We start from the raw sequence: 21,948 nt of genomic DNA, 5'->3' as shown, positions 1-21,948 counted from the left end.
CGGCGATGAGCGACCAGGTAGGGCCGGCTGGACAGGCCCACCCAGGAAGTGACCAGGAAGCGGCCATCGCACCCGATGAAAAGGAAACCGAAGCGGCAGAACACGCGGACGCACTGGCCAAAATGGAGGACCAGTGGCGTCGCGCGTTGGCCGACAACGTCAACCTGCGAAAGCGCGCCGTCCGGGACGGCGCACAGCTAAGAGCACAGGAGCGCGCTGCGGTTTCCTTGGCATGGTTACCGATCTTGGACAATCTGGAACTGGCCTTGGCCCACGCGCCGGCGGGTGCGCAGGACCCCCTCGTGGAGGGCATAGCGTCAATCCGGAAACAGGCCATAGATACCTTGGCGCGGCTGGGCTACCCCCGCATCGACGCCGAGAATGTCCCCTTCGATCCACGGGTCCATGAGGTTGTCAGCGTGGTGGAAACTGACGACGTTCCCCCGGGGACCCTGGTGAGCGTCCTGCGTCCTGGCTACGGTGGCCCGGACAACACTCTCAGGCCAGCCTCCGTTGTGGTGAGTCGGGCGGTGACCCCGGACCGTGGCTAAGGATCACTACTCGGTTCTCGGCGTCCAGCGCACAGCGAAGCCCGACGAAATCCAGCGCGCCTACCGCAAGCTGGCAAGAAAATACCATCCGGACGTCAACCGCGAGCCGGATGCCGCCGACAAGTTCAAGGAGATCGGCGAGGCGTATAACACCTTGTCGGATCCCGAAACCAGGGCGCGCTATGACCGTTTTGGGTCCGACTATCGACATTACGCCAGCAGCGGCGCCGGCCCGGGGGGCAATGGCGGGCGTTGGGGTCCCCGCGCGGGCGCACGCCCGGGGCGCGGCGGATATGGCAACGTCGAAGTCGATATGGGAGGCGACGTCGATTGGGAAGATCTGCTCGGTGGCTGGTTCCGGCAACAGGCAGGGGGGCCGGCCCAGGGTACAGACCACGAAGCCGAGCTATGGCTGACCCTGGAGGAAGCTGTCCGCGGCGGAAAGCGCACCGTAAGGCTGGCTCAGCCCGACGGCGCGACCAGTAATTATGTCGTCGACGTGCCCCCCGGTGTGCTGGATGGGCAGCGTATCCGTCTGGCGGGGCAAGGCGGTCCGGGCCGGGAAGGGGGCCCACAGGGCGACCTCCTACTGACCATGCGGATCCAGCCCGACTCCAGGTACCGCCTCAAGGGACGGGACATCTACGTCGACCTTCCGGTGACGCCCTCGGAGGCAGCACTCGGGGCCAAGATCAAGACCCAGGCGCCAGCCGGGACGGTGACAATCACCGTGCCCAGCAGCTCCTCCAGCGGCCGCAGGCTGCGGCTGCGAGGGCAGGGCATGCCAAACCCGCGGGGATTACCGGGGAACCTGTATGCGGAGATCAAGATCATGGTGCCCCCGAGCCTTAGCAAAGAGGAGCGCAAACTGTACGAGAAAATCGGCAGCGTCTCCGACTTCAATCCGAGGGAGGAGCGATGAGCGAAGTGTATGCGCTGGCCTACCCGTGGCGCCTGAATCTCGAGGCAGTGGCACGCAGCAGCGGCGTGCACCCCGACGTCGTCATGCGGTTCGTAGATCTGGATCTGATCCGGCCGCTGGGCGATGCGCCGGGTGGACCCTGGTTCAGCCCGAAGGCCCCGGAACTCATAGCGCGTGTCATGCGACTCCATTCGGAGCTGTCGCTGAACTACGCGGCAATCCCGCTGGTACTCGATCTGTTGGTGCGGGTTGACTCGCTTGAACGACGCTTGGTTGAAATCACGCAGGTCGAAGGGACTGCTTCACGATGAATATGGAGAGTTTGACGCAAAAATCGCAGGAGGCCTTGGCGGAGGCTCAACGGATAGCCGAACGCAATGGGCACACTGAGACCGACGGCGAACACCTGCTGCTGGCCCTGCTGGAGCAGGAAGGTGGCCTTGTCCCGCGCCTGCTCGTGGGCATGCAGGTGGATGTGGATGGGCTGACGGCTGCCGTCGAGGCCGTACTGAGACGCATGCCGAAGGTCACGGGCCCGGGAGCGGCACCGGGTCAGGTGTATGTGAGCCGCAGGCTGGGCGCACTCTTGGACGCCGCCGAACGTGAGGCCAAGCGACTGAAAGACGAGTATGTCTCGGTGGAGCACCTGTTCGTGGCCTTGGCGGAGGAGGGGCGGTCGACTGCGGCCGGAAGGGTGCTGGCTGAACATAGGATCACTCGTGAGGCATTCCTGTCGGTCCTGACCCAGGTACGGGGGAATCAGCGCGTTACCTCGGCAACTCCGGAGCAGACTTACGAGGCGCTGGAGAAGTACGGCCGCGATCTGGTGGCGGACGCCCGCACCGGAAAGCTGGATCCGGTCATCGGCCGCGACGCGGAGATCCGGCGGGTCGTCCAGATACTTTCGCGAAAGACCAAAAACAATCCGGTGCTCATCGGCGAGCCTGGAGTCGGCAAGACCGCCATAGTCGAGGGACTGGCCCAGCGGATTGTCCGGCAGGATGTGCCGGAAGGGCTGAAGAACAAGACCATCTTCTCCCTCGACATGAGCGCTCTCGTGGCCGGTGCCAAGTACCGTGGCGAGTTCGAGGAGCGGCTGAAGGCGGTGCTGTCCGAGGTGCTGGCGGCAGAAGGCAGGATCCTGCTCTTCGTTGACGAGTTGCACACCGTCGTCGGGGCGGGCGCGTCAGAGGGGTCGATGGATGCCGGGAACATGCTGAAGCCAATGCTGGCCCGCGGGGAGTTGCACATGATCGGCGCCACCACCCTCGACGAATACCGCAAACACATTGAGTCCGATGCGGCTTTGGAACGCCGCTTCCAGCCGGTCACGGTTGACGAGCCCGACGTCGAGGACGCCATTTCCATTCTTCGCGGGCTGCGGGAACGGCTTGAGGTCTTCCACGGCGTACGGATCCAGGACAGTGCTCTGGTGGCTGCGGCTACCCTGTCCCACCGGTACATCACTGACCGGTTCCTTCCGGACAAGGCCATTGATCTCGTGGATGAGGCGTGCGCCAGGCTGCGGACGGAAATTGATTCGATGCCGGCGGAACTGGATGAACTCACCCGAAAGGTCACGCGGCTCGAAATAGAGGAAGCGGCACTCTCGAAGGAGACCGATCCGGCAAGCAAGACCCGGCTCAAGGAGTTGCGGCGTGAATTGGCGGACCTGCGGGCCGAGACTGATTCGAAGAGGGCCCAATGGGAAGCCGAGCGCCAAGCGATTCACAAGCTGCAGGAAATCCGCAGTGAACTGGAGCGCGTGCGGCAGGACGCCGAGGAAGCCGAGCGGAACTACGACCTCAACCGGGCCGCGGAGCTCCGCTACGGCAGGCTTGCGGACCTCGAACGGCGGCTGGCCGCCGAGGAGGAACGGCTGACCGCGAAACAAGGTGAAAAGCGCCTGCTCCGCGAGGTGGTGACGGAGGACGAGATCGCCGACATCGTCGCGGCTTGGACAGGCATACCGGTCGCACGGCTGAAGGAGGGCGAACGTGAAAAAGTCCTGCACCTGGATGAAATCCTGCGCGCACGCGTCGTCGGGCAAGAAGAAGCGATCAGCGCGGTCTCGGACGCCATCATCCGCGCCCGTTCCGGTATCCGCGATCCCCGCCGGCCCATCGGCTCCTTCATCTTTCTCGGCCCGACGGGCGTCGGGAAGACCGAACTTGCAAAGGCCCTGGCTGCAGCGCTCTTCGACAGTGAGAACGCAATCATCCGGCTGGATATGAGTGAGTACCAGGAGCGCCACACCGTGAGCCGACTGCTGGGGGCCCCTCCTGGTTACATCGGTTATGACGAAGGAGGACAGCTCACGGAAGCGGTACGCCGGAAGCCGTACTCGGTGGTGCTGTTCGATGAGGTGGAAAAGGCCCATCCGGACATTTTCAACACGTTGCTGCAGGTGCTCGACGATGGAAGGATTACGGACTCGCAGGGCCGCACCGTCGATTTCCGCAACACCGTCATCATTATGACCTCCAATATCGGCTCCCAGTATCTTCTGGAGGGTTCGGCCGAAGGCGGGGCGATCACCGAGGAAGCGCGCGGCAGGGTGATGAGTGAGCTCCGGGCGTACTTCCGTCCCGAGTTCCTCAACCGCGTGGACGACACGGTCCTGTTCGCGCCCTTGGGGCTGCCGCAAATCGAACGCATCGTTGATCTGCAGTTCCAGCAGCTGCGGCAACGGCTGTCCGAGCAGCAAATAGAACTACACCTGAGCGATGAGGCGCGCCTTCTCATAGCCGAACGCGGCTTTGATCCGGTCTACGGAGCTAGGCCCTTGCGCCGCTATATTTCCCATGTGGTGGAAACGCAGGTAGGGCGGGCCCTGCTGCGTGGCAGCATCGCGGAGGGAGGGGTTGTCACGGTCACTGCATCCGGAGGGGAACTAGTGGTTGACTACAGCACAATGGAGCTGGAAGGGGCCGGAGCCGCATGAACAAGGCCATCATCCAATGTCCGCATTGCGGCAAATCCAACCGCGTGCCGGCCGTCGCCGACGGCCGGCCACGCTGCGGGAATTGCCACCGCGAGTTGCCTTGGGTCGTTGTGGCGGGCGACGACGACTTCGGCGAGATCGCGGAACGGTCCGGGGTTCCGGTACTGGTGGACTTTTGGGCGGTGTGGTGCGGACCCTGCCGAATGGTGAGCCCCGTGCTGGACCAATTGGCACACGAGCGCGCGGGACAGATCAAACTCGTAAAGGTCGACGTGGACCACTCACCGCAACTCTCCGCCAGATTCGCCATTCAGGCAGTGCCAACATTGATGATCATCGTGGACGGTAAGATCGTCGCGCGGCAGGCCGGCGCAGCTCCTGCCGCCGCACTGAGGTCCTGGCTGGAGGGTGCACTCACGAAATGATAAAAACTGTAGGCGGCGATTTCCGCCACCGTCCCCTACGGACCGGGTGTCCCCGTTTCCAATGAGTTGAGAATCCCGGGAGAGTTGTCGGACCAAAATCCGTGCCAATAGACGAAACTTTGACCATTGGTATCGCGCACGGTCTAATGACGGCCGTCCTGGATGCTCAGCCGACATGCACCCAGGGCCGGCGGGTGATATCGGGTTCGGCTTCACGCAGGACTTCCCGGGTGACCGGGGCGATCTCGCCTTCGCCGAGGAATAGGAACTTCAGGAGATTGATGATCGGGTTGCCTTCGGTCCAGCGGAAGTAGATGTGCGGCATCCGACCCGTTACGTCGCGGATGTGCAGCAGCACCGAAGCGATGGTGTTGGGGACCACCGGCCCATGGACTTCCAGGATCTTGTATCCGTGCCGGGTGATGCCGCGGACTTCAAGCGCGGTTTCGAAATCGGAGGAATCGTCCACGATCACTTCGAGGAAGAGCGCCTGGTAATCCACCGGAATGTGGCTGACTTCGATCGCCGAGGTGAGTGTGTCCCGGTAGGCCTCCGCGGTGAGACAGAGGGGCTCGTGGGCGATGAGCGCAATCGGGCCGCTCGGGTTGGTGGACAGGAACTCGAGCGCCTGGCGGTCCAGATGGACGTGGGTGGCGTGCAGTTCAAAGGAGCGCCGGATCCTGGAAAGCAGGGAGATGACGATGATCCCCACGATAAAGATCGCAGCGATCCGGATGCCTTCGGGACGTTCGAAGATGTTGGCAATGGTGGTGTAAATAAACACTATGGCGATGACGCCGAACCCTACCGTGCGCTTGCGCTGCCTCAAGCGGCGCGCGGAGAGGGTCACCGCCACGGCGGCGGAAGTCATCAGCACCAACACCCCGGTCGCGTACGCACCACCCTGGGCGTCGACGTCGGCGTTGAAAAGGAATGTGATCAGGAACCCGATGAGGGTGAACACGAGCACCAGGGGGCGCACCCCCCGGGCCCACCCCGGTGCCATTCCATAACGGGGCAGGTACCGTGGGACCAGATTCAGCAGGCCGGCCATGGCGGAGGCGCCCGCAAACCAGAGAATGGCGATGGTGCTGAGGTCGTAGACAGTGCCGAACCCTACGCCGAGATATTGGTGCGCCAGGAATGCCAGGGCGCGTCCATCGGCCTGGCCGCCGGGCTGGAATTCCTTCTCTGGAATCAGCACAACAGTGATGAAGCTGGTAGTGATCAGGAAGGCACTCATGATGACCGCGGCTGTTGTCAGGAGCCGGCGGGTTCCCTTGATCCGTCCGACGGGGTTTTCCTCGGTGTCTGTTTCGTAGCCGCGGATCTGGGGCATCACGGCGACTCCGGTCTCGAAACCGGACAGCCCAAGGGCGAGTTTGGGAAAGACGAGCAGGGCAATGCCGATCACCATGAGCGGGCTGCCATGTGCGGTAGACAGTGCCCGCCACCATTCAACGACTGCAATGGTGTGGGTGAACACCTCCATCAGCGTCACGACGACTACCACAGCGTTCAGCCCCAGGTACAGGATGACAAGGGTGACGGCGACGCCGATCGCTTCCTTGAATCCCCTCAGGAACACCGCGGCCAGCAGCGCCAGTAGGAACAAGGTGACGAGGATGTTCTGTCCTTGCAGCCAACCGGGTGCTATCGGGTTCTGTATCAGGTGGGCCGTGGCGTCCGCGGCCGAGAGGGTAATTGTGATCATGAAGTCTGTCGCGGCGAATCCGAGGAGAACGAGGACGAGGAGCTTTCCGCCCCAGCGGGGCATAAGCCGCTCGAGCATGGCGATGGACCCCTCGCCGCGGTGGCTTTCTCCTGCCACGCGACGGTAGATCGGCAAAGCGCCGAGCAAGGTGACGGCCACCAGGACGATGGTGGCCAGGGGGGAGATCACTCCCGCGGCCAGTGCTGCGATGGCCGGCTGGTAGCCGAGTGTGGAGAAATAGTCGACGCCGGTGAGGCACATGACCTGCCACCACGAATGCTTCTTCAGATGGGGATGGCCGACCGCGCCGGGGCCTTGGTGGACTCCTTTGGCATCCTGCAGCCCGAACAGCAGCCAGATCCTCAAAGACGCCATGGCCCCGGGCCGTGGCGCCGAAGGATCGGCCGGTGGCCTGCTCAACGTGGTCATGGATTTCCTTTCCGCACGAAGCGGAGCACCGCCGTCATTGCCGAAGTTAGCACCGACTGCGCGCCTTTTCCCGGCTGGCGCCGATCTTGATGGATCCTTAACGTCCATGACTCGGAAACGGAGATCAGCACATCGAGAAACGACACGCCGCCTGAAAGGTGAAATCTACGGGTGGTTAAAGACTTACCGGATAAACCCGTCCTCAACAATCTATGGGACCAATCCACTCTCAACGCCCCTTCAGGACAACCGCCAACGGCTACCGGATAAGCCCGATAATGGAGGCATGGGAAGGCTTATGCGGTGGGTGGGGGTAGGAATGACGCTCATCTTTGGAAGCGACTGTGCCCAGCTCCTGCAGCCCGGACGCCGCTCGGCGAACGGTGTGGTGTCTGCGGCCGTTGCGGCCCGGGTTCAGCTGTTCGATTCGGAGGGGCCCAGGTCGTGAGTACCCGTAGTTACAGTTCCCCGGTTAATAGCACTCAGGTTCGGCTGGCGGTGATGGCAGCCGGTGGGCTGGCCGTGGCCGTTGCGGTGGGGTTTCTGGGGTCCTGGGCCTATGCCCCGGCTCTAGGGTGGGCGGCCGCGTCGCTGATCTACCTGGTCTGGGTCTGGTCCGTGATCGGGCGCCTTGATGCGGCGGAAACCTCTGCCCATGCGCTCCGGGAGGATCCCGGCCGGTTCGCCTCCGACATTCTCGTCCTGGGGGCCACCATGGGTAGTTTCGGGGGCGTTGCGCTCATCCTGCTGGAGGCAGCTCCTGCGGAGGGGGGAACGAAAGCGATCATCATTGGCGTTGCCCTGGGCAGTGTCGCACTCTCCTGGCTCCTGGTCCACACTCTCTTCACACTTCGCTACGCCACTCTCTATTACCTCGCTAAGGACGGTGTGGACTTCAACAAGAAGAATCCGCCCAAATACGCGGACTTCGCGTACCTGTCCTTCACCATTGGCATGACATATCAGGTCTCCGATACCGACCTGACCACGGACGCCATCCGGTATGCCGCATTGCGTCAGGCCCTGCTTTCCTATGTGTTGGGAGCCATCGTGCTGGCCACGGCGATCAATCTCGTCGCGGGCCTGGTCCACTGATCGGCGCCAGCTCCGAAACCGAGCGACCTGGCTGCCCGATATTCAGCAGGGGCCTTCGGTGGCCCATGATGCCTGTCCGTGACCGGGCACGGAGTTGACTGCCCCAACAGTGGCCGGTGGGCCGACTCAAGGGCAGCGAACCGGGATATTCGGACTGCTTCGTTGCGGTCCGGCGGCGCTCAGCGTTGACGTGAGGTTGGCGGCACTGGCTCTTACGGGCGGTTGCGTTCCTCGGGGCCTTGGTCGCCGCTTAGTAAACGCCGAGCTCCACCTCAAAGTCCGGGCCCGGATCGTTCCTGCAGCAAGTCGGATTCCCCGGAGCTCGCCGCTGTAGCAGAGCTAAAGGCCCGAGGGTCAACCATCAACAGCGCGATACGACTCCCGAGGGCTACACCAGCGGGCGGCTCAGCTGCCGGGGCTGTCTTGCGCTGGCCTATCAGCGCCGCAGGTAGGGGGTGAGAACAGGTCCGCGACCTCGAAGTCGAAACCCCGGTGCGGCTCAGCGAGAGTGACGGCACTGGCGTGGAAGGCATCCGCGGCGTCGAAAACCGAGTCCTTTGGGGGCACATCGATCACCCTCTCGGAAGGGACGTGGACGAGGTGCCGGACCCAGGTCATGGAGGGGCTCCGAAGCTAACAATGAGGTGGCCTTCAAAGAGTTAATCGGGGGTTCCGTGAATCCGCTCGGCCTCCATGGACAAAGCGCCCAGCCGCTTTAAAGCAGGAGGTCAAATACCTGCTCGGCCTTATCCCAGTGGGTCGTTTGGGGGTTCTTAACCTTGTCGTCGAGAAGACGGAAGCACCGAGCCAGGGCGACGCCGAGGCCGCCTGAGACCTGCGGGAGCTGCTCTCTCGTCTCCTCGCTGTAGTCGAGGTCAAGCGGCGGCAGCTGGGTCAGCCTAGCCAAAATGGGCGCAAGTTCAACTGCCTGGTCGATCTTGCGGTAGGCGTGCATGCACTCCTGCAGGCCCTTGGTGATGGGCAGGTCGCGCGGCTCGATAATGTCGCGGCCGTTTGCCTTGGCTGCGGCTTCCGCCCGCACGAGCAGTTTGTAGGTTCTGTCGCCGACGAAGTCGTAAAAGCGCCGGAGGTCATTCTTGTCGATATCCAGGCTGGCCGCTTGACGGAAGAATTGTTTGAACTGAGGTATGCCCATGAGGTCCATGGCTAGTTCTCCTGACGTGGTGTGGATGGGACCTGTGCGCCCGGAATGGAGTTCCGAAGGGGGCGCCTAGATCACCTCGAGCAGACGTTTGTGGGTGGGCGGGGGATGGGCGCGATCCAGGTCGCAGGGCATGAGCCGAACGTCGAGGGTTCGGTGGGATTCCTGAACATGGTCTTCCAGGGCCGCCACATCGAGGTTGCTCACGCACCATTGCCGGATCTTTCCGGCGCGCTGCAGGTATTCGAAGGCTTCGAGCGTTTCGGCCAAGGGAGCAACGCCCGGCCAATGCAGCAGATATAGGTCGATGCTGTCCGATCCAAGGCGTCGCAGGCTGCACTCGCAAGCGTCGACGGTTCCGCGCAGCGTGGCGTGATGCGGCAGGACCTTGGTGACCAGGAACGCTTCGTGGCGGCGTGCTGCCACGGCCCTTCCGATGAGTTCCTCGGCGGCGCCGTTGCCATGCATCTCGGTGGTATCGACCACGGACATCTTTAGGTCCAAGGCCATCTGGATCGCCCGCCGTATCGCACGCAGCGTTGTCGGGGGACTCACCCATTTCCCACGTTCCGACCCCGAGCACTGGGACAGCTTCGCCGGACGGAAGAAGTATCTCGCGCATCGTAACTCCCGTCAGAAAATGCCCGTTCCCTCAGTGGGATGCACCGCGTCCCGTTTTTCTCGCCGGACTACAGCAGACCGCGCCGCCTCGGTTGTTCCGGAACAAATGAAACACTGTGCCGGTTGCCCGGCAAGGGCTTACTTCTGCCGCTGGTCCAAGCGGCCCACCGGTTGACCTGCCGGATGGTCGGGCCGTGCTGCTGACTACACGGACGGTGACCCTGTCCGGCATCGGCGTGTTTCTTCAATCTACTCCGCCGGAACAGGACACGATAGATGGCTAAGTTCGGGATCGACGCCGCACGGCGTTTGGAGCCGAGTTTTTTGGGTAGCGAAATAGTCTTCACAGGAACCAAGTTTCGAAGTGGAGAGTTATCGTTCGCGGATGCAAAGTTCAAAAGCGGGAATTTGTCGTTTTTTCGGGATTTTTGGGGGCTAGGGTGAAGTTCATTGGCCTTCACCCTAGGTTAGGGGCTTGACTGCTGCGAGCCGTGATGGCATGGAAGTAGATTTCCGGCCACCCACAATGTGGACGACGGCCCTCATCGTTCCCTGGCGAAATGGCGAGTCTAGCGCGGCTTGTAGACGTCGGAGCGGTGTTCGATGCGGTGGACGTAGAGGGTGTGCTCTTCGGTGTCGAGGGTGAATAGCACCCGGTAGTCGCCGCGCCGGGCGGTGCGGAGTCCGAGGGGTTCGTTCGTGAGGGGTTTACTCAGCCGGTGGGGGTTCTCGGCAAGTGCTCCGGTGACGAATTCGACGATGGCGGTTGCTGCTTTCTCCGGCAGCCGCCGGAAACTGTTCAGTGCCGGGCTGGTGACTTCGACGTTCCATTGGGCGGTGCCGGTGGATGCTGCGTCGGTCACAACGGCGGCAGCCCGAATTCACGGCGGAGGTCTGCGCCGCTGGTCATGTTGCCGCCGGCGATGTCGCGCCGGGCCTGGTCCAGGTCTTTGCGGATGCCCGGCTGGGAGAGCCAGTGGATGGTTTCCTGCAGGGATTCCAGGTCATCGGCGGACATCAGCACCGCTGACGGGTGCCCGTGCCGGGTGATCTGGATGATCTCGTGCGTCGTGTCTGCTTCCTCCACGAGGGCGGACAGCTTGTCCTTGGCCACATAGGACGCCTCCAGCAGTTGTTCGCAGGTCAAGGCCTTCCAGTACGGGTTGATCCGGATTGTGTCGAATCGAACACCTATGTTTCCGCGAAGCGGATGACCTCGGTAACAAGGTTCAAGGCGCCGGTGTCCTCGCGTTTCCGCTTGGATCCTGTTGTGCGATCTCTTTGGGCCATCCCAGTCGTTCCCGCATCCCGATAAAGGCCGTCGTATCCGTCCCTGTCGCGCCGTCAAGGGTGGGCCGCAGGCCCATCACGCAGTGACGCGGAGGCGCCCTTGACTGAGCGGCGGGGACGGCGAACATGAGAGGCCGGGATGCGATGCCAAGCGGCGGAGGCAGTGTTCATCCGCCGAAACGTCGGTGACGTGTGCGCGCGACGGCGCCGGTCTGATCGTGGCCCGCTCGCCCGGGCATGTGTACGCGCGTGCGCGTGGCCGCAGGATCGACGGCGGGCAGCTCCACGACCTGTTGGCGGGCCGCGTTCGTGCATGCTTCTAGGCCCAAAGTCAACCACGAGGTGAAGTCACACCGGGCCCATCCGCAGGCCGATTCGGTAGACGCGAACGGGCCGAGCGTCTGCCGCCAAAGACCGGCTCCTGGACCCTAGGGATTACCTGGCCTGTCTGGGAGCGTGTCTGTGCGTCAAGCCATGCCTCTACATCGCTGGCGCGATAGCGGATGCCGCTGCCTAATTTCACGAACTTAGGGCCCATCCCTCTATAGCGCCATTGCGCCAATGCGGGCGCCGTCTTGTGAAGCTTGGCTGCCAGCTCTGCCGGGGTCAGCAGTTCCGATTCCATGAGGCCTATTCCCTTCCGCGAAATCCACGTCATATTAGATACACAGTTCCGTATTAGAAGTGTTGTCTATATAGCGTGTATCGTTTCTTATATGGTACATAGCGGAGAGCGGTTGCGAGGACATGACATTGGCCCAACCGGCAAGACTGTCGCTCGGAACCTAAAGCGTTTGCGGGGGAATGTCACCCTGCGGGAGCTTCAGCAAAGGCTAAGGGGCGTCGGGCACGAAATTTCCGCGAGCGGAATACAGAAGATCGAGGCCGGCGTTAGGCGGGTTGATGTTGATGATCTCGTGGCCCTGGCGGTAGTCCTGGGCGTGAACCCAAATGCACTGTTGTTTCCCAAGTCGGTCGACGAACCGGTGGCCGTCACCGGAGCTGATCCGGCTGACCTGGTACGGGTTTGGGAATGGGCGGATGGCATAACACCGATCGACGGCGACGTGGGCAGTGATGACTACGTACGAGGGCTACGCCCCGACTTCATCCCGGCAGGGAATACCAAAATCGGTCCCGTGACGTTCGAGGACCTCAATTTACGGGTGGACGAGCTCAGCGCGATTATCAAGACTCTGGTTGATCAGAACGCAGCGAAAGAACAATCCGGCGATGGCAACTATTGAACCTTATGAGACACGGGCCGGGCGCCGGTATCAGGTTCGCTACCGGAAACCTGACCGGGTACAGACCAAGAAACGTGGATTCAGGACAAAGAGAGATGCCGAGCTTTTCCTCGCCAGTGTTGAGGTATCCAAGGCCCGCGGGGAGTTCATAGATGCGGCAGCCGCAAAGGCCCTGATCGGTCCGCTTGGGGACGCGTGGTTGTCACGGCAGACCCATTTGAAGCCATCTTCATTGCGCCCCGTGGAGTCGGCTTGGCGTAATCATGTCCTGCCGGTGTGGGGCGGTACGGCAGTCTCAGATATCCGAAAGACAGATGTACAGCAATGGGTCTCAAGTTTGACGAAGGGGGATCAGAGCGCTGTCCCGCCCCGGAAACCGAAGGGGGCAACGCTTGTAATCCGCGCTTACGGAGTCTTGGCGGCCATTCTGGATGACGCCGTGAGCGACCGTCGAACATTGAGTAATCCAGCACGGGGCGTAACCTTGCCGCGCAAGATCAAGAAGCCGCACGTCTACCTGAGTCACGAGCAAGTGCATGCACTCGCGGCAGCCAGTAAATATCCGGCACTGGTTCTCGTGCTTGCCTACTGCGGTTTGCGGTGGGGAGAGGCTACTGGCCTGCGAGTCAAGCATCTGGACATGTTGCGGCGGCGATTCGTGATTGAGGAAAACGCGGTTCAGGTCGGCTCTGTGATCGAAGTAGGCACGCCAAAGAACCACAAGAAACGAACCGTGCCGTTTCCGCGATTCCTCGCTGAGCCCCTGGCGCAGCAGTGTAAGAACAAGGACAGAAATGATCTCGTGTTTCCCGGCGAGAACGGCCACCACCTTCGCCTCGCACGCGTGCACGATGACAACATGAGCTGGTTCGCAGGGGCCGTGAAGAGAGCAGGAGTGCCGCGAATCACGCCTCACGATCTCAGGCATTCAGCCGCGAGCTTTGCTGTATCAGCGGGCGCCAACGTCAAAGCGGTGCAAAGAATGCTCGGTCACAGCTCGGCAGCCATGACCCTGGACATCTATGCGGACCTGTTTGACGGGGACCTGGACAGCGTTTCGGACGCCCTGGACCTTGCAGTGTCCCTGGCGAATGTGCCCAAAATGTGCCCAAAACCCTGATTCCGGCAAAGCGAAAGGCCCTGGTTCCCTTGTAAACAAAGGGAACCAGGGCCTTCTCACGTGGCGGTGACGGTGGGATTTGAACCCACGTTGGCTTTTACACCAAACAACATTTCGAGTGTTGCACCTTCGGCCGCTCGGACACGTCACCAACTGAAATAGGGTACCGGAGTGGAGGCCTGTTCCCCAAAACGGCCCCGCCGGAGCGGCCCGGGACGTCAGCCCGGCCGGCGCCTGACGGGTCGCCCGGGCCCCGCCGGAGCGGCCCGGGAGGTCAGCCCTCTCCAACGATCATCCCTTCCCCAATCGGAGCCTCAGGACTAGATTCGCAAGCACGATGACTTTCCCACAGCCCCCATCGAAGAACGCCCAAACCGCCATGGCCTACTGGACCGTCGGCCCATGCCAAGGCGAGCTCCGGAGCGAGGACCTTCCGGCTCCAGCCCAGGGTCAAGCTCAAGTCCGGGCCTTGTACTCCGGGGTCAGCAGGGGAACGGAACTCGTAGTCCATGAAGCGCACGTCCCTCCACGGGTTGCGAAGAAAATGCGTGCGCCCCATCAAACCGGGGATTTCCCAGCGCCGGTGAAGTTCGGGTATCTGTCCGTCGGCGTCGTTGAAGAAGGTCCCGACGATTGGATCGGCCGGAACGTCTTCTGCCTGCATCCGCATCAGGACCGCTACGTCGTACCGCTCACCTCCCTCACCCGAATACCCGATGGCGTGCCGGCCCGCCGGGCTGTGCTCACCGGCATCGCTGAGATCGCCGTCAATGCCTTGTGGGAGGCCGGGCCTCGCCTCGGTGACCGGATCGCCGTCGTCGGCGCCGGACTGGTAGGCGGCATGACCGCGGCACTGTTGCGCAGCTTCCCGCTGGAACGCCTGCAACTGGTGGAAACTGATCCGGGTAAGCGCGGGTTCGTCGAATCCCTAGGCGTCGAGTGCGTCCTTCCGGAAAACGCGAAGCAGGATTGCGACATCGTGTTCCACTGCTCGGCCACGGATGAAGGGCTGGCCCGTAGCCTGCAATTGGCCGGGGACGAGGCGGAGGTCATCGAGCTCTCCTGGTACGGGGACCGGAAAGTCTCCCTCCCGCTGGGGGAGGACTTCCATGCCCGGCGCCTCTCCATCCGGGCCAGCCAGGTGGGAGTGGTGGCACGTTCGCGCAGGCACCGCCGCACCTCGAGCGAGCGGCTGGACCTGGCCGTGTCCCTGCTGCGGGACCCGGTGTTCGATGCCTTCCTGACGGGAGAGTCGCAGTTCGAGGAGCTCCCCGACGTCTTCCAAGCCTTGGAAAACGGCGAACTGGACGACCTTTGCCGAGTCATCAACTACCCCGCAACCAGGAAGGCCTGACGATGTTCAGCCTCACCGTCCGCCGGCACTTCATGATCGCGCACAGCCTTCCGCGGGAGTCGTTCGGCCCGGCGCAGGGACTGCACGGAGCCACTTTCGTGGCCGAGGTGACGTTCCGCCGGGCAACACTGAACGACGACGCGATCGTCCTGGACATCGGCGCGGCCGGAACCATCCTGGACGAGGTGCTGGCCGGCTTGAACTACAAGAACCTCGACGAGCACCCCGACTTCGCCGGACAACTCACGACGACGGAAGTGCTGGCCCGCTTCATCGCTGAGGCGGTTGCGGCGAAAGTCCGCGAGAGCGACGACGGCGGTGCGCTCGCCGGCGTCGACGTCCTCCTCCGGGAACATCCCGACGCGTGGGCTGGCTTCTCGTTGGATTTCGGGCGGTAGCTCGCGCCGGACTGCCGCGGATGGCTGGCAAACGGTGCAGAATGGGGCCATGACGTCCGCTGTGCTTTCCACCCAAACACTCACGCCCGAACTCCTCCGCGCCTGGGCGTGGCATAGGCAGGGCCTGGACGGTTCCCTCACGGGCAAGACGTCCGAGGAAGTCTTGGACCGAGCCGGCTGGGCCCGCTCCGTGGGCGGCGCCAACCCCTACCTCACGCTCTTCGCCCGGGCCGGGATCCGCCGCGAACAGGTCGATCGGGACGTCGCCGAGCTGAGAATCCACGAGCTTCCCACAGCCCGCGGATGCACCTACGTCCTCGGCCGGGACGACTTCGCGTGGGGCCTCCAAGTCGGCCGGGACGCCGCGGTGGCGCCCTTCAAGGTCCTGGCCCGGCTCGGCGTCGAACGCGGAGAAATTACCCTGCTCGAAGAGCAAGTGCTGCACACCCTCATGGAATCCAGCGACCCCATGGATCCCAAACAGCTCAAGGACGAGCTCGGCGAATCCGTCCGCAGCCTCGGCGAAGAAGGCAAGAAAAAGGGTGCGTCCACCACCCTCCCCACGGCGCTGGGCCTCCTGCAAGCCGACGGCCGCATCCGCCGCGTCCCCGTCAACGGCCGCCTCGACCAGCAGCGCTACGCCTACACGTCATGGGCGCTGCCGCCCAGTACCCTCGACGACGACGCCGCCCGCGCGCGCCTGATCGAACGGTACCTGAGCTGGACCGGCGGAGCGACGTTCAAGCAGAGCCAATGGCTTACCGGCTTCACTGTGGCGCAGAGCAAGGCGGCGCTGACCGCCGTCGGCGCCGTCGAAGTGACGACGGCGGCAGGCGAGCCTCTCTGGATGCTGCCCGACGACGTCGAGCACCTTTCCGCGTTCAAGGCGCCGCAGGAGGAACAGATCCAGCTTCTGGCCGGGACGGATTCTTTGGTGCTGTTGCGCAGGAACTCCGCGGACATGCTGGCTGAAGGGGATCGGGGCCGGAAGGTCCTGGACGGCACCCTGGGGCTGCAGGCGGATCTGTCAGACCACCCGATTCTGGACCGGGGACGGATCATCGGGCTGTGGCAATACGATCCGGGCAAGGAACGGATCGCGGCCTGGACATTCGACAAGCCCACCGCGGCCGTCACCCAGCGAATCAGTGAGGTGGAGAGCTGGATCCACGAAGACCTCGGGGATTTCCGCTCGTTCAGCCTGGACTCCGCGGCCTCGCGACAGAAGCGCATCGACGCCCTGGACAGTGCCAACTCGTAAGGCGGACGCTGGTCTCGGCTTGGGGTGCTTCAGTCCACCCAGAATCCGGAGAACTCGCCGGTGGCTTGTGTGAACGCGGCATCCACGTGTTTCACGCGGCCCGGGGCTTCCCGGGACTGCAGCCATTCCAGCAGGGAATCGACGGCTTCCCGATCACCCTCAGCGATGACCTGCACCGAGCCGTCCAACTGGTTGGCCGCTTCCCCGGTCAGTCCGAGCGAACGGGCTTGGTGCATGGTCGAATAGCGGAAACCGACCCCCTGGACGCGGCCGGTCACCATCGCCGTGACGCGTACGTGGCTCATGCGGCACCCGATCCATACGGCCGCGTGATCGCCTCCAGGAAATGCCCGTCCGGATCGGCGAAGTAGACGCCGCGTCCGCCGTCGTTGTGATTGATCTGCTGGGGGCGGGACCGTGCCGGGTCCGCCCAGTAGGGGATTTCCTCGGCCTGGATCCGGGCGAAAATCCCGTCGAAATCTTCCTCGCTGACCAGGAAGGCGTAGTGCTGGGGAGCGATAGGCCGGTCGGCTGTGGCGAAATCGAGCGCTACTCCGTGTTCAAAGGACACGGTCATGAAGGACCACATGGCTTGCGGCTTCGGGAGTCCAAACACCTTGGCCAGGAACTCCGCGGAGCGCCGCTTGTCCGTTGCGTAGACGATGGTGTGGTTGAAAGAGACGGTCATGAAGTCCTCCTCAGCTGTGCTGCCTGAGACCATCTGACGTCCAACACCTGCGGATTTCAAGGGCGCTTGGGCAGGCGTCGCGGATGATTGTTGGCATGAGCAGCGCACTCCCGGGTGGCACTACCCCGCCGAAGCATCCTGTAACACCCGATTCAGAGTTGATGTACTCCGATCCGCGGACGATTCGTAAGCGCGAATTTCTTCGACAGGGGTGGACTGGTTTCGGAGTTCTCTTCTTGGCCTACGTCTTCGCTTTTTCACCAGCTGTGGTCGAAGGTGTCGCCTACGCGCCACTTGAACCTGACAATACCCTGCTCGTGTCAGGATGGCTTTTGCTTGCGTTCTTCACAACTCACGCGTGGATGCCAAGCAGATGGCGACGGGGGAATCGGAAGCTCACAATATAAGCCACCCTTGTACGACCGATCGAGAAATTGGGCGGCCGTGCGCCCGTCCCGACGCCTTTCTGACTACGACAAGGCCGTGACAGCGGTGTGTTGCGCATAATCCGCCCCAAAGTAGGTCACGAAAGCCCTTTTCGAGATCTATGGCCTGCCCTGCGTTGGATTTTGCTGGATCATCCCCCACTCCAGATGTTGTTCACCGCGCGATTGCAAGGGGGACAGGTTTTGTCCATTCGAATGATTGAGCAGAATCCTTCGCCCCCGATCCGGAGGGCAGCTGCTATTTCCGGTGGGTTGCGAAGAAATCGCGCAACAGGGCCGAGCATTCCTCTTCGCGCACGCCCGCGTAGACCTCCACCCAATGGTTGAGGCGGCGTTCCCGCAGGATGTCGAACACAGATCCGGCTGCACCAGCCTTCTCATCCCAGGCACCGAAGACCACCCGCGGAATCCGGGCCAGCACAATGGCTCCGGCACACATCGCGCACGGCTCCAGCGTCACCACGAGGGTGCAGTCCTCGAGCCTCCAGCCGTCTCCGCCTTCGCCGAGCTCAAGTGCATGGCGCTGCAGGGCGGCTGCCGCCTGGCGGATCGCGACGATCTCGGCGTGTGCCGTTGGGTCGCCGTGCGCTTCCCGTTCGTTCCGCCCGGCTCCCAGCACGCCGCCGTCGGGCCCCAGGACCACGGCGCCGATCGGGACATCCTCCGTATCCAGCGCCCGCCGGGCCTCGTCAAGGGCCAGGCCCATCCAGGCCGCGTGCTCCGCGTGATAAGGCTCGTTGGTGCTCATGCCTCAATGATAGTTTTGGAGTCATGCGCACACTCGTCGTGGACCACCCGCTGGTCGCTCACAAGCTCACCGTTCTGCGGGATAAGAACACTCCTTCCCCGGTCTTCCGGCAACTCACCGAAGAACTCGTCACTTTGCTGGCCTACGAGGCCACCCGCGAAGTCAGGACTGAAGCGGTAGAGATCGAAACCCCTGTCACCAAGGCGATCGGCACCGCCTTCACGAAGCCGACGCCGCTGGTGGTCCCCATCCTGCGCGCAGGCCTCGGCATGCTCGAGGGCATGACCAAGCTGGTACCCACCGCTGAAGTCGGCTTCCTGGGCATGGCCCGCGACGAAGAGACCCTCGACATCATCACCTACGCCGAGCGCCTCCCGGAAGACCTCACCGGACGCCAGATCTTCGTGCTGGACCCCATGCTCGCCACCGGCGGCACCCTGCGCGAAGCCATCAAGTTCCTCTTCAAGCGCGGCGCTTCGGACGTCACGTGCATTTGCCTGCTCGCAGCCCCCGAGGGCCTGGCCAAGCTGGAAGAGGAGCTCTCCGAAGCCAACGTCAAGATCGTGCTCGCGTCGATCGACGAGAGGCTCAACGAGAAGGCCTACATCGTTCCGGGCCTCGGCGACGCAGGAGACCGCCTCTACGGCGTGGCTGGCTAGCGAGCCCGTCCGCCAATTCGTGGGTGCGGGCCGTGGGCTGCGTTCCAGAACGCAGCCCACGGCCCACACCCACGGTTTCGGCAGCTAGGAACTAACCCGCCCGGCGCTGGGCCCGGCTTGCCTTGAGCACCATGGGCAGCTTCGACCGCAGTGTGCATTCAAGCAACTCCTCGGCGGTCTCGTCCTGTTCGTAGACTTCCGGCAGGCGGATGCCGATCAGGGTGTTCATCAGCATGCCCTGCGCAAGGAAGTCGCGGGAGGTTTCGGGGGACAGGCCTGCCTCGTCCCGCACCAAGCGGTAGATATCCAGGAAGCCTTCCCTGGCCCGTGCCCCGATGGCGGGTTCATGGCCTGCCACAAAGGCCTGCATCAGCATCATGAGGATCCCGCGGTCTTCAACCAGGTCCGCATACGCGATGGCCATGAGTTGCTTCAGCTGTTCCGGGCGGCCGTTCCCGGCGGCAGGATCGAGGTGCTGCAGTTCTTCGGCGAGGTCTCCGGCGTCGTACGCGGCGATGACCTCGCGGAATGCGCGCATCAACTTGCCGTGTGCGCGGTCCAGAGCCTCCAGGAACAACGTCTCCTTGGTGCCGAACATCCGCACGACATACGGCTGGCTGATGCCCGCAGCCTTGGCCACTTGGTCGGTGGTGGAACCGGCGTAGCCACGCTCGGCGAAGACACCGGTAGCGGCATCCAGGATCAGCTCGCGCCGTTGAGCCGCAGGTATGCGTTCGGCAGTTGCCTGGCTGCCTGAGCCTGCTTCCGGGGCGCCTGTGCCCACTGTTTTCTTCACCACACTTGACATGTTATCAGTCGATAACTAACTTTGGTTTCTAAGTAATCATTCGATTACAACATTCCAACTTAGCGGCACCTCAGCGACCCCGTGGAGTCATCATGAAACGCACCATTCCCGTTTGGCTGGCCATCGTGGCCGCCTCCCTTCCCGTGTTCATGGCCACCCTGGACAACCTCGTGGTCACCAACGCATTGCCCGTCATGCACAAGGCCCTCGGCGCGAGCGTCGAGGAACTGCAATGGATCGTCAACGCCTACTCCCTGAGCTTCGCGGCGTTCATGTTGCTGGCCGTCGGACTCGGGGATCGCTTCGGACGCCGCCACGTGTTCATCGCCGGCCTCGCCATCTTCACCCTCGCCTCCGCAGCGGCGGCCCTCAGCACGGACCCGGGGCAGCTCATCGCGGCCCGCGCCGTCCAGGGCGTTGGTTCCGCGGCGCTCATGCCGCTATCGCTCACCCTGCTGGCGGGCTCGGTCAGCGTCAAGCTGCGCCCACTCGCGATCGGCATCTGGGGCGGAGTCTCCGGCCTGGGTGTCGCCCTTGGGCCGCTGATCGGCGGCGCCGTCGTTGAAGGCTGGAGCTGGGAAGCGATCTTCTGGCTCAACGTTCCTATCGGCATCCTGTCGATTCCGCTGGCGCTTTTCGCGCTGCCGAACAGCTTCGGTGCCCGGGTCCGCGCCGACGTCGTAGGCCTTCTTCTCTCCGGACTGGGGCTTTTGGGGCTCGTCTTCGGCATCGTCCGAGGGAACGACGCCGGCTGGTCCAGTGCCGAAGTCCTCGGCGCCTTGATCGGTGGCGGGGTCCTGCTGCTTGCCTTCGTTCTGTGGGAATCCCGCGTTGCCGCGCCGCTGCTTCCGCTCCGGCTCTTCCGCGACCGCAGCTTCACCGTGGCCAACCTGATCGGCCTGACCTTCAGCTTCGGGATCTTCGGCTCCGTCTTCATCCTCATCCAGTTCCTGCAGGTGGTGCAGGGCCACGGACCCCTCGCCGCCGGCGTCATGACCATGCCCTGGACCCTGGCCCCCATGTTCGTGGCACCGCTCGCCGGTCTGTTGGCACCGCGGCTTGGCACCAGGACCCTGATGATCGCGGGCCTCGTGCTGCTCACTGCGGGCATGTTCTGGCTGGCCGGAGTCCTTTCCGCGACCGTCCCGTACGAAACCCTGGTGCCCGGCTTCATTGCGGCAGGAATCGGCATGGGCCTGGTTTTCGCCCCGATGTCGACGGCGGTGCTCGCCAACATGGGCGCCGAGGACCATGCGAAGGCGAGCGGCACCAACTCGACCCTCCGGGAGATCGGCGTAGCACTGGGCGTAGCCGTGCTGACCGCAGTCTTCACCGGAGCCGGCGGCAAACTTACTCCCACGGGCTATGTGGACGCGGCCATTCCCGCCGTCTACGTTGGCGCGTCCGTGCTGGTCCTTGCGACTTTGGTGGCGTGGCTCCTTCCGTCCCGAGCCCGCGCCCGTAGCCTCGCGGCCCAACTCGCCGCAAGCCAGACCGAAGCCGAAGCGGGAGTAGGCTCCGCCGTCGAACTCGTCAACGCGGGGTCACTTACGGCCTAATTCGAGCAGCAACATGGGCCGTAAGTGACCCCGCGTTGTGCTCCACCTCTACCGGTTTTCAGGCTCCGCCGATAGCCTTTGGCGCATGGACTGGAAACTTGAACTTGTGTTTGTCCCCGTGTCCGATGTGGACCGCGCCAAGGATTTCTACGTCAACAAGGTGGGCTTCAACGCCGACTACGACGAGCGGCCCATGGACGGCATCCGCTTCGTCCAACTGACTCCGCCCGGCTCGGCCTGCTCCATCTGCATCGGCGAAGGCCTGAACGACGCCCCTCCAGGCACCGCTCCCAGCCTGCAGATGGTGGTGGGAGACATCCAGGAGGCCCACAGCCAACTTAAGGCCAACGGCGTGGAAGTCAGCGACATCGACGTCCAGGATTGGGGCCACTTTGTGTACTTCGCCGATCCGGACGGCAACAAATGGGCTGTCCAGTACATCCCCAACAGGCCCAACGGCTAGGACTCACACCGTAAGAGTTGGGCCGCGGACGAGTTTCAGCAGGC

At 63.3% G+C, this 21,948-nt stretch carries 24 protein-coding genes and 1 tRNA gene; 14 read left to right on the top strand and 11 right to left on the bottom strand.

Annotated features, from left to right (window positions below):
• Positions 1–5: 5 nt before the first annotated feature.
• Genes ACSBOX_RS18650 through trxA form a run of 5 tightly spaced genes read left to right on the top strand, consistent with a single transcriptional unit; the run spans position 6 to position 4,842 of the window.
• Positions 6–551 (top strand): nucleotide exchange factor GrpE, encoded by a 546-nt coding sequence (locus tag ACSBOX_RS18650; protein ID WP_442543791.1) that lies wholly within the window; start codon positions 6–8, stop codon positions 549–551.
• Positions 544–1,473, top strand: coding sequence for a DnaJ C-terminal domain-containing protein (locus ACSBOX_RS18645; RefSeq protein ID WP_442543790.1), 930 nt, complete (start codon positions 544–546; stop codon positions 1,471–1,473). The genes ACSBOX_RS18650 and ACSBOX_RS18645 overlap by 8 nt, the downstream gene beginning before the upstream one ends.
• The gene (locus ACSBOX_RS18640) at positions 1,470–1,784 is read left to right on the top strand and encodes a chaperone modulator CbpM (protein WP_442543789.1); all 315 of its coding nucleotides are present in this window, start codon (positions 1,470–1,472) and stop codon (positions 1,782–1,784) included. Before ACSBOX_RS18645 ends, ACSBOX_RS18640 begins: the two co-directional genes overlap by 4 nt.
• Positions 1,781–4,417: an ATP-dependent chaperone ClpB gene (gene clpB / locus ACSBOX_RS18635; protein WP_442543788.1), complete on the top strand. Its 2,637-nt coding sequence runs from the start codon at positions 1,781–1,783 to the stop codon at positions 4,415–4,417. Before ACSBOX_RS18640 ends, clpB begins: the two co-directional genes overlap by 4 nt.
• Positions 4,414–4,842: a thioredoxin gene (trxA, locus tag ACSBOX_RS18630; protein ID WP_442543787.1), complete on the top strand. Its 429-nt coding sequence runs from the start codon at positions 4,414–4,416 to the stop codon at positions 4,840–4,842. Before clpB ends, trxA begins: the two co-directional genes overlap by 4 nt.
• A gap of 166 nt (positions 4,843–5,008) precedes the next feature.
• Here trxA and ACSBOX_RS18625 read toward each other — a convergent pair whose 3' ends face one another.
• Complete coding sequence (locus ACSBOX_RS18625; protein ID WP_442543786.1) at positions 5,009–6,985, bottom strand: amino acid transporter; 1,977 nt, start codon at positions 6,983–6,985, stop codon at positions 5,009–5,011.
• Positions 6,986–7,429: 444 nt separating this feature from the next.
• On the opposite strand from ACSBOX_RS18625, the gene ACSBOX_RS18620 reads away from it, so the two are divergent.
• Positions 7,430–8,080: a DUF1345 domain-containing protein gene (locus ACSBOX_RS18620; RefSeq protein WP_442543785.1), complete on the top strand. Its 651-nt coding sequence runs from the start codon at positions 7,430–7,432 to the stop codon at positions 8,078–8,080.
• Positions 8,081–8,795: 715 nt separating this feature from the next.
• Here the strand turns inward: ACSBOX_RS18620 and ACSBOX_RS18615 are convergent.
• From ACSBOX_RS18615 to ACSBOX_RS18595, 5 genes are all read right to left on the bottom strand, one after another.
• Positions 8,796–9,245: a DUF1931 family protein gene (locus ACSBOX_RS18615; RefSeq protein WP_442543784.1), complete on the bottom strand. Its 450-nt coding sequence runs from the start codon at positions 9,243–9,245 to the stop codon at positions 8,796–8,798.
• A gap of 66 nt (positions 9,246–9,311) precedes the next feature.
• A complete protein-coding gene (locus ACSBOX_RS18610; protein WP_442543783.1) occupies positions 9,312–9,797 on the bottom strand; it encodes an aldo/keto reductase in 486 nt (161 codons plus the stop codon).
• Positions 9,798–10,432: 635 nt separating this feature from the next.
• Complete coding sequence (locus ACSBOX_RS18605; RefSeq protein WP_442543782.1) at positions 10,433–10,726, bottom strand: type II toxin-antitoxin system RelE family toxin; 294 nt, start codon at positions 10,724–10,726, stop codon at positions 10,433–10,435.
• Entirely contained in the window at positions 10,723–11,010 is a 288-nt protein-coding gene (locus ACSBOX_RS18600; protein WP_442543781.1) for a type II toxin-antitoxin system Phd/YefM family antitoxin, read from the bottom strand. The genes ACSBOX_RS18605 and ACSBOX_RS18600 overlap by 4 nt, the downstream gene beginning before the upstream one ends.
• A gap of 474 nt (positions 11,011–11,484) precedes the next feature.
• Positions 11,485–11,778 (bottom strand): helix-turn-helix transcriptional regulator, encoded by a 294-nt coding sequence (locus ACSBOX_RS18595; protein WP_442543780.1) that lies wholly within the window; start codon positions 11,776–11,778, stop codon positions 11,485–11,487.
• Between the two features lie 91 nt (positions 11,779–11,869).
• Here ACSBOX_RS18595 and ACSBOX_RS18590 point away from each other — a divergent pair, with 91 nt between their 5' ends.
• Together ACSBOX_RS18590 and ACSBOX_RS18585 are read left to right on the top strand one after the other, a co-directional pair.
• Positions 11,870–12,400: a helix-turn-helix domain-containing protein gene (locus ACSBOX_RS18590; RefSeq protein WP_442543779.1), complete on the top strand. Its 531-nt coding sequence runs from the start codon at positions 11,870–11,872 to the stop codon at positions 12,398–12,400.
• Positions 12,387–13,520 carry a tyrosine-type recombinase/integrase gene (locus ACSBOX_RS18585; RefSeq protein ID WP_442543778.1) on the top strand — a complete coding sequence of 378 codons (1,134 nt, stop codon included), beginning with the start codon at positions 12,387–12,389 and terminating at the stop codon, positions 13,518–13,520. Before ACSBOX_RS18590 ends, ACSBOX_RS18585 begins: the two co-directional genes overlap by 14 nt.
• 61 nt (positions 13,521–13,581) lie before the next feature.
• On the opposite strand, the gene ACSBOX_RS18580 is transcribed toward ACSBOX_RS18585, so the two are convergent.
• Positions 13,582–13,671 (bottom strand) — tRNA-Ser (locus ACSBOX_RS18580).
• Between the two features lie 186 nt (positions 13,672–13,857).
• On the opposite strand from ACSBOX_RS18580, the gene ACSBOX_RS18575 reads away from it, so the two are divergent.
• From ACSBOX_RS18575 to ACSBOX_RS18565, 3 genes are read left to right on the top strand one after another with little or no spacing between them, the layout of a single operon-like run.
• Entirely contained in the window at positions 13,858–14,874 is a 1,017-nt protein-coding gene (locus tag ACSBOX_RS18575) for a zinc-dependent alcohol dehydrogenase (RefSeq protein ID WP_442543777.1), read from the top strand.
• A gap of 2 nt (positions 14,875–14,876) precedes the next feature.
• Entirely contained in the window at positions 14,877–15,272 is a 396-nt protein-coding gene (locus tag ACSBOX_RS18570) for a 6-pyruvoyl trahydropterin synthase family protein (protein ID WP_442543776.1), read from the top strand.
• Positions 15,273–15,321: 49 nt separating this feature from the next.
• Positions 15,322–16,533, top strand: coding sequence for a DNA glycosylase AlkZ-like family protein (locus ACSBOX_RS18565; RefSeq protein WP_442543775.1), 1,212 nt, complete (start codon positions 15,322–15,324; stop codon positions 16,531–16,533).
• Between the two features lie 29 nt (positions 16,534–16,562).
• Here ACSBOX_RS18565 and ACSBOX_RS18560 read toward each other — a convergent pair whose 3' ends face one another.
• From ACSBOX_RS18560 to tadA, 3 genes are all read right to left on the bottom strand, one after another.
• Positions 16,563–16,838 (bottom strand): acylphosphatase, encoded by a 276-nt coding sequence (locus tag ACSBOX_RS18560; protein ID WP_078106609.1) that lies wholly within the window; start codon positions 16,836–16,838, stop codon positions 16,563–16,565.
• Positions 16,835–17,221, bottom strand: a complete 387-nt coding sequence (locus ACSBOX_RS18555; protein ID WP_442543774.1) for a VOC family protein — start codon at positions 17,219–17,221, stop codon at positions 16,835–16,837. Before ACSBOX_RS18555 ends, ACSBOX_RS18560 begins: the two co-directional genes overlap by 4 nt.
• A gap of 684 nt (positions 17,222–17,905) precedes the next feature.
• Positions 17,906–18,415 (bottom strand): tRNA adenosine(34) deaminase TadA, encoded by a 510-nt coding sequence (tadA, locus tag ACSBOX_RS18550; RefSeq protein ID WP_442543773.1) that lies wholly within the window; start codon positions 18,413–18,415, stop codon positions 17,906–17,908.
• 23 nt (positions 18,416–18,438) lie between these two features.
• Here tadA and upp point away from each other — a divergent pair, with 23 nt between their 5' ends.
• Positions 18,439–19,074 (top strand): uracil phosphoribosyltransferase, encoded by a 636-nt coding sequence (upp, locus tag ACSBOX_RS18545; protein WP_059388604.1) that lies wholly within the window; start codon positions 18,439–18,441, stop codon positions 19,072–19,074.
• Positions 19,075–19,165: 91 nt separating this feature from the next.
• Here the strand turns inward: upp and ACSBOX_RS18540 are convergent, their stop codons facing one another.
• Positions 19,166–19,873, bottom strand: coding sequence for a TetR/AcrR family transcriptional regulator (locus ACSBOX_RS18540; protein ID WP_442543772.1), 708 nt, complete (start codon positions 19,871–19,873; stop codon positions 19,166–19,168).
• A 101-nt stretch (positions 19,874–19,974) separates the two neighbouring features.
• Here ACSBOX_RS18540 and ACSBOX_RS18535 point away from each other — a divergent pair, with 101 nt between their 5' ends.
• Both ACSBOX_RS18535 and ACSBOX_RS18530 read left to right on the top strand, forming a co-directional pair.
• The gene (locus ACSBOX_RS18535; RefSeq protein WP_442543771.1) at positions 19,975–21,441 is read left to right on the top strand and encodes an MFS transporter; all 1,467 of its coding nucleotides are present in this window, start codon (positions 19,975–19,977) and stop codon (positions 21,439–21,441) included.
• An 85-nt stretch (positions 21,442–21,526) separates the two neighbouring features.
• Positions 21,527–21,904, top strand: coding sequence for a VOC family protein (locus tag ACSBOX_RS18530; protein WP_236815036.1), 378 nt, complete (start codon positions 21,527–21,529; stop codon positions 21,902–21,904).
• Positions 21,905–21,948 lie beyond the last annotated feature (44 nt).

Origin of the sequence: Arthrobacter sp. KN11-1C, from assembly GCF_052180225.1 — a bacterium.
GTDB lineage: Bacteria > Actinomycetota > Actinomycetes > Actinomycetales > Micrococcaceae > Arthrobacter.
The sequence above is the reverse complement of the archived record's forward strand: the minus strand, read 5'-3'. Positions and strand labels throughout refer to the sequence as shown.